Source organism: Pseudomonas sp. PAMC25584 (assembly GCF_058135675.1).
This window is the reverse complement of record NZ_CM176870.1, coordinates 2,495,133-2,510,872: the sequence shown is the minus strand read 5'-3', so window position 1 is coordinate 2,510,872 and position 15,740 is coordinate 2,495,133. Positions and strand designations below refer to the sequence as shown.

Genomic DNA, 15,740 nt, shown 5'->3' with positions numbered 1-15,740 from the left:
GGCACCGCAAAGGTCCCGCCTGAGGAGTAAATGGAATGCTGACTCGCAACAGAAACCCCTTCACCCTGAGCCTCGCCGCACTGAGTTGCGCGCTGGCCTTGGCACTGCCCTTGAGCGCCCATGGCGCACCCCAGCCGACAGAAGTGAAAAGCGCCGGCGCGCCGGACATGAGTCAGGCCGACTTCGACACCTCCAAACAGATTTACTTCGAGCGCTGCGCCGGCTGCCACGGCGTGCTGCGCAAGGGTGCCACCGGCAAACCGCTGACCCCGGACATCACCCAGGCCCGTGGCCAGGCTTACCTGGAAGCCTTGATCACCTATGGCTCCCCCGCCGGCATGCCGAACTGGGGTACCTCCAACGCGTTGACCAAAACCCAGATCACCCACATGGCCAGCTTTATCCAGCACACCGCGCCAACCCCACCGGAATGGGGCATGGCCGAAACCCTCAAGACCTGGAAAGTGCTGGTCAAGCCCGAAGACCGGCCGAAGAAACAGCTGAACAGCCTCAACCTGGAAAACCTGTTCTCCGTGACCCTGCGCGACGACGGCAAGATCGCGTTGATTGATGGCGACAGCAAGAAAATCGTCAAACTGATCGACACCGGCTATGCCGTACACATCTCGCGGATCTCCGCTTCGGGCCGCTACCTGCTGGTGATCGGCCGCGACGCCAAGATCGACATGATCGACCTGTGGCCCGCCGAACCGACCAAGGTCGCCGAGATCAAGGTCGGCATCGAGGCGCGCTCGGTGGAGACCTCGAAGTTCAAGGGCTACGAAGACAAGTACGCCATCGCCGGTTCCTACTGGCCGCCACAGTTCACCATCATGGATGGCGAGACCCTGGAGCCCAAACAGATCGTCTCCACCCGGGGCATGACCGTCGACAAGCAGGAATACCACCCCGAGCCACGTGTCGCGGCGATCATCGCCTCTCACGAATGGCCGGAGTTCATCGTCAACGTCAAGGAAACCGGCAAGGTGATGCTGGTCAATTACCAGGACATCAAGAACCTCACCATCACCACCATCGACGCCGCGCCGTTCCTGCATGACGGCGGCTGGGACAGCACGCACCGCTACTTCATGACGGCGGCCAACAACTCGAACAAGGTCGCGGTGATCGACTCCAAGGAACGCAAGCTCACCGCGCTGGTCGAGGTCGGCAAGACCCCGCACCCAGGCCGTGGCGCCAACTTTGTGCACCCCACCTACGGGCCGGTCTGGGCCACCAGCCACCTGGGCGACGGCGGTATTTCGGTGATCGGCACCGACCCGATCAACCACCCGCAATACGCCTGGAAACAGGTGGAATCGCTCAAGGGCCAGGGCGGCGGCTCGCTGTTTATCAAGACCCATCCCAACTCCCGGCATTTGTATGTCGACACCACCCTCAACCCCGACGCCAAGCTCAGCCAATCGGCGGCGGTGTTTGATATCGACCATCTGGACAAGGGCTACAGCGTGCTGCCGATCGCCGAATACGCCGGCATCAAGCAAGGCGCGCTGCGGGTGGTGCAGCCGGAATACAACAAGGCCGGCGACGAGGTGTGGTTCTCGGTGTGGAACGGCCAGACCGAGGAATCGGCGCTGGTGGTGATCGACGACCAGACCTTGAAGCTCAAGGCGGTGATCAAGGACAAGCGCCTGATCACCCCGACCGGAAAATTCAATGTCTACAACACCCAACACGACATTTATTGAGCCCCATCAACACAAGGACTTCCAATGAAAAATACTCTCTTCGCGCTGCTGGCCTGCATCGCTGCATTCAGCCTGCAACCGGCCCTTGCACAAGACGGCCAGGCCTTGTTCAACAGCAAACCCTGCGTCGGCTGCCACATGGTTGGCAGCAAGTTGGTGGGGCCGGCCTTGAAGGATGTTGCGGCCAAGAACGCCGGTGTGAAAGACGCCGCCGTGACCCTGGCCAGCCGCATCAAAAACGGCACCCAGGGCAATTGGGGACCGGTTCCGATGCCGCCGAATCAGGTGACGGAAGACGAAGCCAAGGTCTTGGCCGAATGGGTCCTGACCTTGAAATAAGCACAAGGAGCGCGCCATGAATGCATCGACGATCGGTACGGCCATGGCGCTGCTCCTGCTGATTCCCGCGCGGGCGCTGGCCACACCGGACGCCGCCCGCCTCGAACACCTGCTGACCCAGGACTGCGGCGCCTGCCACGGCCTGTACCTCACCGGCGGCCTGGGCCCGCCCCTCACCCCGGCGGCCCTCGCCGGGCACAGCCGCGACAGCCTCAACGCCACCATTACCTATGGCCGCCCTGCCCGCGCGATGCCCGGCTGGGCGCCGTTGCTCAGTGCCGGCGAGATCGCCTGGCTGGTCGAACGCCTCCTGCAAGGAAGCCCCGCACCATGATGCGTCCCACTCTTCTATCGCTGTGCCTGCTGCTCGGCGCCTGTGCCCAACCGCCGCTGCGCGGAACTGGCGACCTGGGCCTGGTGATCGAACGCGCCAGCGCCAGTGTGCAAATCATCGAAACCAGCGGGATGACCGAGCTGGGGCGGATCGACGGTTTGGGCGACCTGTCGCACGCCTCGGCGGTGTTTTCCCGCGACCAGCGCTATGCCTACATTTTCGGCCGCGATGGCGGCCTGACCAAAGTCGACCTGCTGCGCCAACGCATTGAAAAACGCATCCTCCAGGGCGGCAACAGCATCGGCGGCGCGATCAGCCAGGACGGGCGTCTGATTGCCGTCTCCAACTACCAACCCGGCGGGGTCAAGGTGTTCGATGCGGTGACCCTGGCCCAGGTCGCCGACATTCCCGCCACGCCCCTGGCCGACGGTAAACGCTCGCGGGTGGTGGGCCTGGTGGATGCGCCCGGCCAGCGCTTCGTGTTCAGCCTGTTCGACAGCGGCGAGATCTGGAGCGCCGATTTCAGCCAGGGCAACACCCCGCGGATCACGCGGTACCCGGGCATTGGCGAGCAACCCTATGACGCGCTGATCACCGCCGACGGCCATTACTACATGGCCGGGCTGTTCGGTGAGGACGGCATGGCCCAACTCGACCTGTGGCATCCGGAGCGCGGCGTAAAGCGCGTGCTCGCGGATTACGGGCGCGGCCAGGCAAAACTGCCGGTGTACAAGATGCCGCACCTCGAAGGCTGGGCCGTGGCCGACAACCAAGCCTTTGTGCCCGCCGTCGGCCATCACCAAGTGCTGGTGATGGATGCGCGCAGTTGGCAGCAGACCGCCGCTATTGAGGTGGCCGGCCAACCGATTTTCGTCACCGCACGCCCCGACGGGCGCCAGTTGTGGGTCAATTTCGCCTACCCGGACAACGACCGCGTGCAGGTGATCGACACCGAGACTCACCGCGTGGTGGCCGACCTGCGCCCCGGCCCCGGCGTGCTGCACATGGAGTTCACCGGACGTGGCGAACAGCTGTGGCTGTCGGTGCGCGACGGCGAGCAGGTGCAGATCTGGGACCCGTACCGCATGACCTTGCTCAAGACCTTGCCGGCCTTGAGTCCCAGTGGAATTTTCTTCAGCAGCCGCGCGCAAAAAATGGGGTATTGAAATGGACCTTGACCTGCTCAGCCGTCAATTGATCGAACGCTACCAGCACGGCATGCCGCTGTGCGCCGAACCTTATCGCGAAATGGCCCAGGTGTTGGGCTGCAGCGAAGCACAGTTGATGACGTGCCTGCACCGCCTGGAACTGGCCGGCTCGCTGTCGCGGGTCGGCCCGGTGTTCGAACACACCCGCGCCGGTGCCAGCACCCTGGCCGCCCTGGCGGTGCCGGTCGACCGCCTGGAACAGGTGGCGCGACGCGTCAACCAGTACCCGGAAGTCAACCATAACTATGCCCGCGAGCATCACTACAACCTGTGGTTTGTCTTGACTGGCCCGCACCGTCAGCACCTGCAACACATCCTCGACGAACTGGAGCAAGACACCGGCCTCATCCCCCTGGACCTGCCGATGCTCACCGCCTACCGCATCGACCTCGGGTTTTCCCTGGGAGCGCATCCATGATCGTCCCACTGAGCCAAGAGCAAATGCTCGACCTGCGCCAATGCCTGGAACGCGGCTTGCCTCTTGTCTCGCGCCCCTACGACAACCTCGCCGAACAGATCGGCGCGCACCATGACCAAGTGTTGCAACAGATGCAGCAATGGCAGGAACAAGGCCTGTTCCGCCGCGTCGGCCTGGTGCTCAATCACCGCGCCCTGGGCTTTGTCGCCAATGCCATGCTGGTGCTGGACGTGCCCGATGCGCTGGTGGATGAAGTCGGCAACCGCCTGGGCCGCGCGCCCGGCGTCAACCTGTGTTATCAGCGCCCGCGCCGGCTGCCGCAGTGGCGCTACAACTTGTTCTGCATGGTGCATGGCCGCGAGCGCGAGGAGGTCACGGCGCATATCCAGCGGATGCTGGAACAGCAGCAATTGAGTGACCTGCCGCACCAACTGCTGTTCAGCACCCGCGCCTTCAAGCAATGCGGTGGGCGCTTTACGCCGCCGTCGTCGCAGGTGTGGGCCCATGGATGATCTCGACCGGCGCCTGATCAATCGACTGCAACACGGCCTGCCACTGGTGCGCGATCCCTGGCAGCAGGTGGCGCAGGAACTGCACAGCCAGCCGAGTGAAGTGCTCGACCGCCTGCATGACCTGCTCGAAGACGGGGTGCTGACGCGCTTCGGTCCGATGTTCGATGTCGAGCGCCTCGGTGGCGTCTTCACCCTGGCCGCGTTGACTGTCCCCGAGGCGCGGTTTGAGGCGGTCGCCGAACAACTCAACGCATTGCCCCAGGTGGCCCACAACTACCGCCGCGAACACCGCTGGAACATGTGGTTCGTGCTGGCCTGCGGCACCGAGGCGGAACTGGCCGCCACGCTGTCCCGCATCGAGACCCTGACGGGGTTGGCGGTGCTCAATCTGCCGAAGGAGCAAACCTACCATGTCGGTCTGTATTTCCCGGTCTGACGACCGCCTGGCCCTGCGCCTGGTCGCCCTCACCCAGGGTGGCCTACCGCTGGTGGACGATCCCTGGGGCTGGCTCGCCGAGCAGTTGGGCATCAGCGTCGAGTCGACCCTCGACTTGCTCAAGCGCCTGCAGGCCGAGGGCGCGATCCGGCGTGTCGCCGCCGTGCCCAACCATTACCGCCTGGGTTATCGCCATAACGGCATGACCGTGTGGGATGTGCGCGACGAGCAAATGCCGCGCCTGGGCGAATTGATCGGGGCGCAGCCGTTTGTCAGCCATTGCTACCGCCGCCCGCGCCGTCCCGACTGGCCCTACAACCTGTTCGCCATGGTGCATGGGCGTAGCCGCGAAGAAATCGACAGCTACCGCGAGCACCTGCGCTACCTGCTCGGCGATGCCTGCCGCGCCGACGAGATGCTGGTGAGCAGCCGCATCCTGAAAAAAACCGGCCTGCGCCTGACGCCGGCCCACTAGAAGGAGCGCCCCATGCTGCGGATCAGTCAGTACCTGCGTACCCTGGCCGGACAATGCCCGCCGCCCCGCACCTCGCCGCCCGGCAAAGACCGGCCGCCGGTGGTGATCTGGAACCTGCTGCGGCGCTGCAACCTCACCTGCAAACACTGTTACGCCACCAGCGCCGACAGTGTGTTTCGCGATGAACTGGACACCCCGGCCGCGCTCCAGGTGATCGATGACTTGCACGCGGCCGGGGTGCGCGTGCTGATTCTGTCGGGCGGCGAACCGCTGCTGCGCGCAGACCTGTTCCAGCTCAGCGCCTATGCCCGCGACAAAGGTTTTTTTGTCGCGCTGTCGAGCAACGGCACGCTGATCGACGAACAGAATATCCAGCAGATCGCCGACGCGCGTTTCGATTACGTGGGCATCAGCATCGACGGCCTACAGGCGACCCACGATGCGTTCCGCCAGTTGCAGGGCAGTTTCCAGCGTTCGATGCACGCTATCCGCCTGTGCCGCGAGGCCGGAATTCGCGTGGGCCTGCGCACCACCCTGACCCAGGAAAACCATGGGCAGTTGCCGCAACTGCTGGCGCTGATGCGTGACTACGATGTACAGAAGTTCTACCTGTCGCACCTCAACTACAGCGGGCGCGGCAAGCGCAGCCGCCAGTTGGACGCGCACCGGCAGATGAGCCGCGATGCGATGATGCTGATATTCCAGCAGGCCTGGCATGACATCGAGCACGGCATCGACAGCGATTTTGTCAGCGGCAACAACGACGCCGACGCGGTGCTGTTGCTGCAATGGGTCCACCGGCATCTGCCCGAGCATTACCCGCAACTGGAACACCTGCTGCACAACTGGGGCGGCAATGCCTCGGGCAGCGGCGTCGCCAACATCGACAACACCGGCGAGGTCCACCCCGACACTTACTGGTGGCAGCATTCGGTGGGCAATGTGCGCAACACCACGTTCCGCCAACTCTGGCTCGACCAACCCGACCCGTTGCTGCTGCGCCTGCGCGAACACCCGCGGGCCATCGGCGGGCGATGTGCCGAGTGTCGTTGGCTGCCGATCTGCAACGGCAATACGCGCACCCGCGCCTGGGCCGATGGCGACCTTTGGGGCCCCGACCCCGGTTGCCACCTCAGCGACGCCGAGATCGCCCTGCAGCCTTGCAGCCTGATCCCTTGCTCGACCACCCGGTGACACAACCGGGGGCAGCCCACCTGATGATGTATCAAGGACGTCTCATGCACACTCCGACCGCCTTACCTGCCAGTTTGCACAGCCCCTTCCACCCCGGCGAAGTCGCGTTGGTGGGTGCCGGCCCCGGCGACCCGCGCCTGCTGACCCTGCGCGCCTGGAGCCTGCTGATGCAGGCCGATGCGGTGGTCTTCGACCGGTTGGTCAGCGCCGAGTTGTTGGCGCTGATCCCGCTGACTTGCGCGCGCCATTACGTGGGCAAGGCCAGCGGCTGCCACAGCCTGCCCCAGGATGAGCTCAACGAATTGCTGGTGGAACTGGCCGACCAGGGCCAACGCGTGGTGCGCCTCAAGGGCGGCGACCCGTTTATCTTCGGCCGTGGCGCCGAGGAGCTGGAATACCTGCTGGCCCACGGCGTGCCCTGCCAGGTGGTGCCGGGCATCACCGCCGCGTCCGGGTGCAGCGCCTATGCCGGCATCCCCCTGACCCACCGCGACCTGGTCAACTCCTGCCGCTTCGTCACCGGGCACCTGCAACGCGACGGCGCGTTGAAGCTGCCTTGGGCCAGCCTGGCGGAGCCGAGCCAGACGCTGGTGTTCTACATGGGCCTGTCGAACCTCGCGCTGATCGCCGAACACCTGGTGGCGGCAGGCCTGCCGGCGGATACCCCGGCAGCGCTGATCAGCAACGGCGCGCGTGCCGACCAGCACGTGGCGCGTGGCACCCTGCGCCAGTTGCCGACAATGGCCGCCGACTGCGCACCCGGTGTGCCGACCCTGACGGTAATTGGCCACGTGGTGAACCTGTTCGCCGGGGCCGCCCTGCACTTCCCCGCCAGCCTGTCACCGGCCCGCGAAGCGGTGGCGGTATGAAACGCCTGCTGCTGGTGCCCTTGCTCTGGGCCACCGCCGCACACGGCACGCCGGCCGAGGACTACCAACGTCACTGCGCAAGCTGCCACGGCCTCAACCGCATTGGCGCCAGCGGCCCGGCGCTGCTCCCGGAAAGCCTGGGGCGGATCAAGCCCGAGGAAGTGCGCAAGGTCATCGAGCAAGGGCGCCCGGCCAGTCAGATGGCCGCGTTTGCGCCACAGCTGAGTGCCGCGCAGATCGACGGCTTGGCGAATTTCCTGCAGCAACCGCCCGCCACACCGGCAACCTGGAACGAGCAGGACATCCGTAACAGCCATACCCTGCTGGCAGACCTGAGCCGCTTGCCGACCACGCCTTCGCATCATGCCGACCCGCTCAACCTGTTTGTGGTGGTGGAGTCCGGCGACCATCACATCGACATTCTCGACGGTGACACCTTTGCCGTGCTGGACCGCTTCCCGACCCATTTCGCGGTCCACGGCGGGCCGAAATTTTCCCCCGACGGGCGTTTTGTTTACTTCGCTTCGCGCGACGGCTGGATCAGCCTGTACGACCTGCACAACCTGAAACTGATCGCCGAGACCCGCGTGGCACTCAACACGCGCAACCTCGCGGTGAGCAAGGACGGACGCTGGGTGCTGGTGGGCAATTACCTGCCAGGCAACCTGGTGGTGCTGGATGCCCGCGACCTGTCGCTGGTCAAGACCCTGGACACCGCGTCCCGGGTCAGCGCGGTGTACACCGCACCGCCGCGCAACAGCTTTATCGTGGCGCTCAAGGACGTGAATGAAGTCTGGGAGCTGTCCTATGCCGCCGCCCAGCCGAGCTTCGAACCCCGGCGAATCCAGGCTCAGGACGTGCTCGATGACTTTTCGTTTTCCCCCGACTACCGCCAACTGATCGCCACCTCACGCAAGGCCGGCGGCGGCCAGGTCATCGACCTGGACAGCGGCCACGTGGTCACCGACATCCCGCTGTCCGGCATGCCGCACCTGGGTTCGGGCACGTATTGGCAGCGCAATGGCCAGTGGGTGTTTGCCACGCCCAATATCAGCAAGGGGCAAATCTCGGTGATCGACCTCAAGACCTGGAAACTGATCAAGCAGATCCCCACCCTGGGCCCGGGTTTTTTCATGCGCAGCCATGCGAACTCGCGCTACGTGTGGAGCGATGTGTTTTTCGGGCCGGACAACGATGCGATCCACCTGATCGACAAACAAACCCTGGAGATCGCCCACACCCTACGCCCAATGCCAGGCAAGACCGCCGCCCACGTCGAATTCACCCGCGATGGCCGCTACCTGTTGCTGAGCATCTGGGCCACCGATGGAGCGTTGATCGTCTACGACAGCCAGACACTCAAGGAGATCAAGCGCATCCCGATGAACAAACCGTCGGGCAAGTACAACGTGGGCAACAAGGTTGAATTTGCCGAAGGCACATCGCACTGAACATCGCGCCGGACACCTGCTCGCCAGCGATGGAACCCGGTATGGGTTGAAATGAAAATCCCCTGTGGGAGCTGTCGAGCCCCGGCGAGGCTGCGATGGCGCCGGTTCTGCTGACACTTTTGGTGCCTGACAGTCCGCTATCGCAGCCTCGCTGAAGCTCGACAGCTCCCACAAGGGGAACTCGGTGCGGGCGGAAATGGAAATCTACTGTGGGAGCTGTCGAGCCCCGGCGAGGCTGCGAGGGGGCCGGTTCTGCTGACACTTTTGGTGCCTGACAGTCCGCTATCGCAGCCTCGCTGAAGCTCGACAGCTCCCACAAGGGGAACTCGGTGCGGGCGGAAATGGAAATCTACTGTGGGAGCTGTCGAGCCCCGGCGAGGCTGCGATGGCGCCGGTTCTGCTGACACTTTTGGCGCCTGACACTCCGCTATCGCAGCCTCGCTGCAGCTCGACAGCGCCCACAAGGGGATCTCGGTGCGGGCGAAAATGGAGATCTACTGTGGGAGCTGTCGAGCCCCGGCGAGGCTGCGATGGCGCCGGTTCTGCTGACACTTTTGGCGCCTGACACTCCGCTATCGCAGCCTCGCTGCAGCTCGACAGCGCCCACAAGGGGACCGCGGTGCGGGCGGAATGGCGATCGACAGCTCCCACAGGGCATACAGCCCTATCCACTCAAACCGTGCGGGAAAACTGGCCTTTGTGCGCGCCGCCCAGGTAGGCGTCAAAGGCCATGGCCACGCTGCGCACCATCAGTTGGCCCTTGGGCAACAGTTGCAGCGCATCGGCCTGGATCAGCAATAACCCGTCCGCCACCTGCTCATCCAATTGCACCAATGCCTCGGCGAAATAGTCGTTGAAGCGCACCCCGTGGGTGGCCTCGATCCGTGCGAAGTCGACCCGGCCATCGCACATCAGGCCGTTGATCACTTCACGGCGCAGCACGTCATCCGGGTTGAGCCGATAGCCGCGCTGCACCGGCAGCATCCCCGCGTCGAGCCGGGCGTAGTACTGGGACAGCTCCTTGACGCTCTGGCTGTAGCTGTCACCGACCTTGCCGATGGCCGATACGCCAAGGCCGATCAGGTCACAGTCGGCATGGGTCGAATAACCCTGGAAGTTGCGCTGCAAGGTGCCGTTGGCGCGGGCCAGCGCCAGTTCATCGTCGGGCAAGGCGAAGTGGTCCATGCCGATGTAGACGTAACCGGCCTCGGTCAGGCGGCGGATAGTCAGTTCCAGCAGTTCCAGTTTGCGCGCCGGCGGGGGCATGTCTTCAGGGCGGATCATGCGCTGGGCGCGGATCTGGCTCGGCAAGTGCGCGTAGCTGTAGGCGGCCACACGGTCGGGGCGCAGGGCAATCAGTTTGTTCAAGGTCACGTCGAAGCTGGCCACGGTTTGCAGCGGCAGGCCATAGATCAGGTCGACGCTCACCGACTTGAAGCGTGCCTCACGGGCGGCCGCCACCAGCTGCAGAATCTGCGCTTCGCTTTGCACGCGATTGACCGCCGCCTGCACGTCGGGGTCGAAGTCCTGCACGCCGAAACTCAGGCGATTGAAACCCAGGCGGCGCAGCGTGTTGATCCGCTCGACGCTGATGGTGCGCGGGTCGACCTCGATGGAGAACTCATGGGCGTCGCTGTCATCCAGGGTGAAGTGTTCGGCCAGGCAGGCCATCAACTCGGCCAGTTGCGTATCGTCCAGGTAGGTCGGCGTGCCGCCGCCCAGGTGCAACTGGGTCAGGCGCCGGGAACGCTCGAACAACGCCGCCTGCATCTGGATCTCGCGCTTGAGGTAAGCCAGGTACTCCACGGCCCGGTGGGTCTTGCGGGTAATGATCTTGTGGCAACCGCAGTAATAACAAAGGCTCTGGCAAAACGGGATGTGGATGTACACCGACAACGCCTTGGGCGCGGCCACCTGGTGGCTGGCGCGGACCGCCTGATGATAGTCATCCAGGGCAAAGGCGCTGTTGAACTGCGGCGCGGTCGGGTACGAGGTGTAGCGCGGTCCCGGTCGGTCGTATTTGTGCACCAGGGCACGGTCGAATTCAAACGCACTCATGGTCGATCACCTCGTCGTTGGCACTGACCGGGGTGGCGAGCGCTGCCCGTTCAAACAGTGCGCAGATACCATCCACGTGCGGCAGGCCGGCCGGCAGCAACCAGATGAACGTCGCGGACAGCTCGATCAGACCGTCGCGGTGCAGGGCTTCCAGCAGCGGCCACAGGTAGGCGAAATAGCGCGCGAACACCAGTCCGTAGCGCCGTTCCACCGCCTGCACATCCAGTTCCAGGTCACAGGCCAGGCGTTCGGCCACGTGCAGGCGCACCGGGTCAGAAGTCTCGCGAAACCAGCCCCGCTGCGTGGCGAGCTGAGCATTACCCAACTGTTCGCGGTACTCGCGGGCATCGGCCGTGTTCTGCACGCACAGGGTGTCGATCTGGCTGATGGCGCCGAGGCCGAAACCGACGTGGTCGCAGTAACCGTGCAGGGTGAAGCCCTCGCAGTTACGGCTCAGGCGCCCGCGTTCCTGGGCTTGCTTGAGGTCATCGTCGGCGCGGGCGAACTGGCCCAGGCCGATGTAGTGATACCCCGCCGCCGCCAGGTGCTGAAAGCAGAGACGGCGCATGGCGCTCTTATCCGACTCGCTGCAGAACGCCTGGGGTTGTTGGGATTGATAGCGCGAAGGCGCGTGGGCGTAATCGAATACTTGCAAGCGATCCGGCTCCAGGGCGATCAGGCTGGCCAGTTTCAGCTCGATACTGGCCGGGGTCTGCCATGCATGCCCGTAGCCGAGGTCGATGTTCACCGAGCGAAACCCGAAGGTGCGGGCCGCATCCACCAGCGACTCGATCGGCGCCGGGTCCTGATACCGCGCCTGGCACAGCGGCCCCTCGCGGTTGGCGTCCGGCACGCCGATGCTTGCATGGTTGAAGCCTTGTCCGCGGAGCAGGCCCATCGTGGCCCAGTCCATGTGCCAGGGGTCGAGGTCGATGCAGTAGTCGCCCCGGTCGTGGTCGAGAAAATTGAAGCGCTCATGCAACAGCGCCATCAACTGCTGCACTTGGGCGAACGCCGGTGTGGTGCCGCGCAGGTGAAAGTGATCGACCGGCTGGCGGCGGCCGAGTTGGCAGCCGATCAGATGGATTTCCTGGGCGAGGCTGTGCCAATAGTCACCGCCAACGTCGCTCGTCGGCCAGTGCAGGTTCAGCGCCAGGGGCCGCTGGCGCAGACGGCTGTCGCGCAAGGCGCGCAACAGGTCGAGGGAGCCGACACCGGCATGGAAGCGGCGGGTGTCTGTTTGGCAAGCCAGGTCCAACACGCCTTGATCGTGACGAAAGCGAGCGGGATGAAGAGGGGTGCGCATGACAGACTCCGGTTCGGGCGGCGGTGGTGCATTGTCCGGTGCGACCCGGCAACGCACCTTGATATGCGTCAAGGTCGCAGCCCCGCCCGTCTACCAGCTCAGGTAAAACATGCCCTTGGCCAGCAGCACAATGGCGACCATGTGCGCGAACAGGCTCAGATGAACCCAGCGCACATAACGCGCACTCACCGAGCCCCAGCGCATCCGCGCCATGGTCAGCAGAAAATGCACGAGCACGCTGGCGGCCAGGATCAGCTTGAGGGTCAGCAAGGTGCCAAACGCAGAGGCCGACGGCGCAGCCAGCACTGGCAGGTATCGTAACCAGACCATGCCCAGGCCCGCGCCGAACAGCACCAGCAACACCCACGGCATCAATACCCGGGCACGCTGGCCGACGCCCTGCTCCACCAAGACCATCACCCGCGCCGGCAATTGCCGGTGCAGGTGCCCCAGGATCAGCACCTCGAAAAACACCGTGCCGATGAAGATCAGCGCGGCGAACAGGTGAGCCACTAGAAACAGGGGGTAAAGCATGGTGGCCTCTCAAGGGGACCGGCCGTTGGGACTTCAGTGTGCGGCCTGGCGCACGGCCAGGCCTTGATACCGATCAAGCCGTTGCGGCTGCGCGGTTTACAGCAGCGGGATGCTGTAGCTGACGATCAGCCGCGTCTCGTCCTTGTCGGCCGTGTCATTCCCGCGCCATACCGCACCGCGCCAGGTCAGGCCCAGGCCCTTGAACGTGCCCGAGGGGATCACGTAATCGACACGCAGGTCGCGCTCCCATTCGCTGTTGTCGCGACGCGCCGCCTGGATGTTGCTGCCGTGGATATAGGTCACGCTCGAGCGCAGGCCCGGAATGCCAAGGCTGCTGAAATCGTAGGCGTAGCTGCCCACCGTGGCCTGCTCCCCGGCATTGACGAACTTCAGCGACTGGGCGTTGGTAATCAGGTACAGCGAACGGCCCTGCCCCTGGTTGATATGGGGAAAGTCACTTTCGCCGGTGGTTTTCTGATAACCGAGACTCACGGAATGGCCGTACAGGCCATAGGTAAACAGCGCACTCCACAGGCGGTTGTCGACCTTGCCGGCGTTGACGCCCGCGCCGTAATACCCGGAGCTGACATAACCTTCGCCACGCCCGGCGGCGCTGGCGTTCTTGCCGTCGGCGGTGCTGTAGAAATAGCGCAGGTCGGTCTTGAGCTGCCCCACCGGCAACTGCCAGTTGTGGACCAGGCCCAAGAAGTGCTGCTGGTAAAAGTTCTCCAGGGTGGCGTAGTAGTACTGCAGTTGCAGTTGCTTGCTGACGGCGTAATCCACCCCGCCGTAGTAGAACTGGTTGCTGGACTTACCCTTGACCGGATCATTCGCACCGGCGATGGACATGCCCTGGCCGTTGCTGGAGTTACGGTCCAATACCTGCTCGATTTTACCGGCGATCAGGTTGAAGCCTTCCAGGTCCTTGGAGTCCACTTGATAGCCACGGAACGTCTGCGGCAACAGCCGGCCGTCTTCGGTGGTCAGCACGGGCAGCTTGGGCATCAGCGTGCCGGCTTTGAACTGGGTCTGGGCGATGCGCATCTTGCCGGTGGCGCCGGTTTTGCTGAAGTCGTTGGCGGCCTTGCCATCGGACAACGGAAAAACGCTGCCGGGGGTGTAGTCCTCACCGGCCTTGCCTGCGCGCCCCGAGGCGTCCAGGCGCAGGCCGTACATGGCTTGCAGGTCCAGGCCAAAACCGACCAGGCCCTCGGTGAAGCCGGACTGGTAGTTGAACATGAACGCCTGGCCCCACTCCTTATCCGTAGGGGCCTTGGCGTTACGAGTGTCCTGGTTGTAGTAGAAATTGCGCAGGTCGAGAGTGGCTTTGCTGTCGTCGATAAAACCCGACGCAGCCACCTGCTGCGCGGCGCCAAGGGAGACGGCGAGCGCCATGCAAGTCTTGTGATTCATGAAGGCTCCTGAAAGTAATTGAGGCGACCCGTCACAGCCCAGCCCTGTTCTTTGTAGGTCGGGTGGTGCTGCATTCAACGGGTGCGCGCACGGTATAGCGTTGGGCGGCCGGGAAACAGTCGCTAAAACCGTCATTCAGTTTTTCATTTCTTGTAACAATCCCACGCGCGCAGCCGCCGCGCCGGGGCTCGCAAGCCCCCACGGGCAGCCGCCTGCGAGCAGGCTGATCAGGAACACGACGGCCACGCTCACTGCGGCGCCCCCCTGTGGCAGAACGTCGCAGATTACGCAGACTGGCCAGGGTTGGTAGACTTGGCGCCCTCCGCGTTTACTCCTTTTCAACGCCTGGTGTATAGATCCAGAGCAAGGCAGGCGCTTCACAGGATGCACAGTTGATGAATACGTTATTCACCCGCCGCAACGTCCTGACCGGCATGGGCCTGTTGGGTCTGGGCCTGCTGGCCGGTTGTGACAACAGCCCCAAGTTGAATTTCAAGTACGGCAAGGACTTGAGCGACAAGATCATGGGCCGCACCTTCAAGCTCAAGAATACCCAGGGTGAAACCGTCACCCTGAGTTCGTTCCGTGGCCTGATGCCGATGGTATTTTTCGGCTTCACCCAATGCCCGGCCGTGTGCCCGACCACCCTCGCCCGCGCCGCCCAGGCCAAGAAACTGATGGGCCGCGACGGCGAAATCATGCAGGTGATTTTTATCACCCTCGACCCCGAGCGCGACACGCCGCAGATTCTCGACAAGTACGTCAAGGCCTTCGACCCCAGCTTCGAAGCGCTGTACGGCACCCCAGAAGAAATCGCCGTGGCTGCCAAGGAGTTCGGGATCTTTTATGAAAAGGTCCCCGCCGGCGACACCTACACCCTGTCCCACACCGCCACCAGTTTCGTGTTCGACACCCGCGGCAACCTGCGCCTGGGCCTGTCGGCATCCCTTACCGCTAAAGAGTGCGCAGAAGACCTGCTCACCGTCATGGAGGTCTGCTAATGACTGCCGTTCAACACCTCAAGCGCACCCTGATCGGCCTGTCCCTGCTGGGTCTCGCCGCGCACGCCAGCGCCCAGGTCCACGTCAGCGACGCGTGGGTGCGCGCCACGGTGCCGGGCCAGCCATCCAGCGGCGCGTTCATGACCGTGACGGCCGACAGCGACAGCAAACTGCTGCGCGTCGCCTCGCCGGTGGCCAAGGACGTACAGATCCATGAAATGAGCATGAAGGACGACGTGATGCGCATGGGCCCGGTGGACTCAATCGCCCTGCCCGCGGGCACAGCGGTCAAGCTCGACCCGAACGGTTATCACGTGATGCTGATGGGCCTGACCGGCCAGATCAAGGAAGGCGACCAAGTGCCGCTGACCTTGACCGTGGAAAATGCCAAGGGCGAGCAGCAGAGCGTCGAGGTCAAGGCGGCTGCCCGCGCGTTGGGTGGCATGGACCCTGGCAAGATGCATTGATCGGTATATCGCACGC

At 64.0% G+C, this 15,740-nt stretch carries 17 protein-coding genes; 13 read left to right on the top strand and 4 right to left on the bottom strand.

What is annotated here, in order from left to right; translation table 11 throughout:
- Window positions 1–35: 35 nt before the first annotated feature.
- The 11 genes from nirS to ACS5Q8_RS11660 are packed head-to-tail and all read left to right on the top strand — an operon-like array spanning window position 36 to window position 8,945.
- Window positions 36–1,709: a nitrite reductase gene (gene nirS, locus ACS5Q8_RS11710; protein ID WP_465160217.1), complete on the top strand. Its 1,674-nt coding sequence runs from the start codon at window positions 36–38 to the stop codon at window positions 1,707–1,709.
- 24 nt (window positions 1,710–1,733) lie between these two features.
- On the top strand, window positions 1,734–2,048 hold the full coding sequence (locus ACS5Q8_RS11705; protein ID WP_247408236.1) for a c-type cytochrome: 315 nt from the start codon (window positions 1,734–1,736) through the stop codon (window positions 2,046–2,048).
- A gap of 16 nt (window positions 2,049–2,064) precedes the next feature.
- Window positions 2,065–2,382, top strand: coding sequence for a c-type cytochrome (locus ACS5Q8_RS11700; RefSeq protein WP_276193442.1), 318 nt, complete (start codon window positions 2,065–2,067; stop codon window positions 2,380–2,382).
- Entirely contained in the window at window positions 2,379–3,548 is a 1,170-nt protein-coding gene (locus ACS5Q8_RS11695) for a cytochrome D1 domain-containing protein (protein ID WP_465160216.1), read from the top strand. The genes ACS5Q8_RS11700 and ACS5Q8_RS11695 overlap by 4 nt, the downstream gene beginning before the upstream one ends.
- 1 nt (window position 3,549) lies before the next feature.
- Window positions 3,550–4,008 (top strand): Lrp/AsnC family transcriptional regulator, encoded by a 459-nt coding sequence (locus ACS5Q8_RS11690; RefSeq protein ID WP_465160215.1) that lies wholly within the window; start codon window positions 3,550–3,552, stop codon window positions 4,006–4,008.
- Window positions 4,005–4,520, top strand: coding sequence for a siroheme decarboxylase subunit beta (ahbB, locus tag ACS5Q8_RS11685; protein WP_276193446.1), 516 nt, complete (start codon window positions 4,005–4,007; stop codon window positions 4,518–4,520). The genes ACS5Q8_RS11690 and ahbB (ACS5Q8_RS11685) overlap by 4 nt, the downstream gene beginning before the upstream one ends.
- Window positions 4,513–4,956: an Lrp/AsnC family transcriptional regulator gene (locus tag ACS5Q8_RS11680; protein ID WP_443694081.1), complete on the top strand. Its 444-nt coding sequence runs from the start codon at window positions 4,513–4,515 to the stop codon at window positions 4,954–4,956. Before ahbB (ACS5Q8_RS11685) ends, ACS5Q8_RS11680 begins: the two co-directional genes overlap by 8 nt.
- A complete protein-coding gene (gene ahbB / locus ACS5Q8_RS11675) occupies window positions 4,931–5,431 on the top strand; it encodes a siroheme decarboxylase subunit beta (protein ID WP_426102377.1) in 501 nt (166 codons plus the stop codon). Before ACS5Q8_RS11680 ends, ahbB (ACS5Q8_RS11675) begins: the two co-directional genes overlap by 26 nt.
- A gap of 12 nt (window positions 5,432–5,443) precedes the next feature.
- A complete protein-coding gene (gene nirJ, locus ACS5Q8_RS11670; RefSeq protein WP_276193449.1) occupies window positions 5,444–6,625 on the top strand; it encodes a heme d1 biosynthesis radical SAM protein NirJ in 1,182 nt (393 codons plus the stop codon).
- Window positions 6,626–6,669: 44 nt separating this feature from the next.
- Window positions 6,670–7,494, top strand: a complete 825-nt coding sequence (cobA, locus tag ACS5Q8_RS11665) for a uroporphyrinogen-III C-methyltransferase (protein WP_426102379.1) — start codon at window positions 6,670–6,672, stop codon at window positions 7,492–7,494.
- Complete coding sequence (locus ACS5Q8_RS11660) at window positions 7,491–8,945, top strand: cytochrome D1 domain-containing protein (protein ID WP_276193451.1); 1,455 nt, start codon at window positions 7,491–7,493, stop codon at window positions 8,943–8,945. Before cobA ends, ACS5Q8_RS11660 begins: the two co-directional genes overlap by 4 nt.
- A gap of 672 nt (window positions 8,946–9,617) precedes the next feature.
- Here ACS5Q8_RS11660 and hemN read toward each other — a convergent pair.
- The 4 genes from hemN to ACS5Q8_RS11640 form a co-directional block, all read right to left on the bottom strand.
- The gene (gene hemN / locus ACS5Q8_RS11655; protein WP_443694079.1) at window positions 9,618–11,003 is read right to left on the bottom strand and encodes an oxygen-independent coproporphyrinogen III oxidase; all 1,386 of its coding nucleotides are present in this window, start codon (window positions 11,001–11,003) and stop codon (window positions 9,618–9,620) included.
- Window positions 10,990–12,309, bottom strand: coding sequence for an oxygen-independent coproporphyrinogen III oxidase (locus ACS5Q8_RS11650; RefSeq protein ID WP_465160214.1), 1,320 nt, complete (start codon window positions 12,307–12,309; stop codon window positions 10,990–10,992). Before ACS5Q8_RS11650 ends, hemN begins: the two co-directional genes overlap by 14 nt.
- A gap of 90 nt (window positions 12,310–12,399) precedes the next feature.
- Entirely contained in the window at window positions 12,400–12,843 is a 444-nt protein-coding gene (locus tag ACS5Q8_RS11645) for a CopD family copper resistance protein (protein WP_247405576.1), read from the bottom strand.
- 96 nt (window positions 12,844–12,939) lie between these two features.
- Window positions 12,940–14,256, bottom strand: coding sequence for an OprD family porin (locus tag ACS5Q8_RS11640; RefSeq protein WP_276193454.1), 1,317 nt, complete (start codon window positions 14,254–14,256; stop codon window positions 12,940–12,942).
- A gap of 395 nt (window positions 14,257–14,651) precedes the next feature.
- Here ACS5Q8_RS11640 and ACS5Q8_RS11635 point away from each other — a divergent pair, with 395 nt between their 5' ends.
- Window positions 14,652–15,257 (top strand): SCO family protein, encoded by a 606-nt coding sequence (locus tag ACS5Q8_RS11635; RefSeq protein ID WP_276193455.1) that lies wholly within the window; start codon window positions 14,652–14,654, stop codon window positions 15,255–15,257.
- A complete protein-coding gene (locus tag ACS5Q8_RS11630) occupies window positions 15,257–15,724 on the top strand; it encodes a copper chaperone PCu(A)C (RefSeq protein WP_276193456.1) in 468 nt (155 codons plus the stop codon). The genes ACS5Q8_RS11635 and ACS5Q8_RS11630 overlap by 1 nt, the downstream gene beginning before the upstream one ends.
- Window positions 15,725–15,740 lie beyond the last annotated feature (16 nt).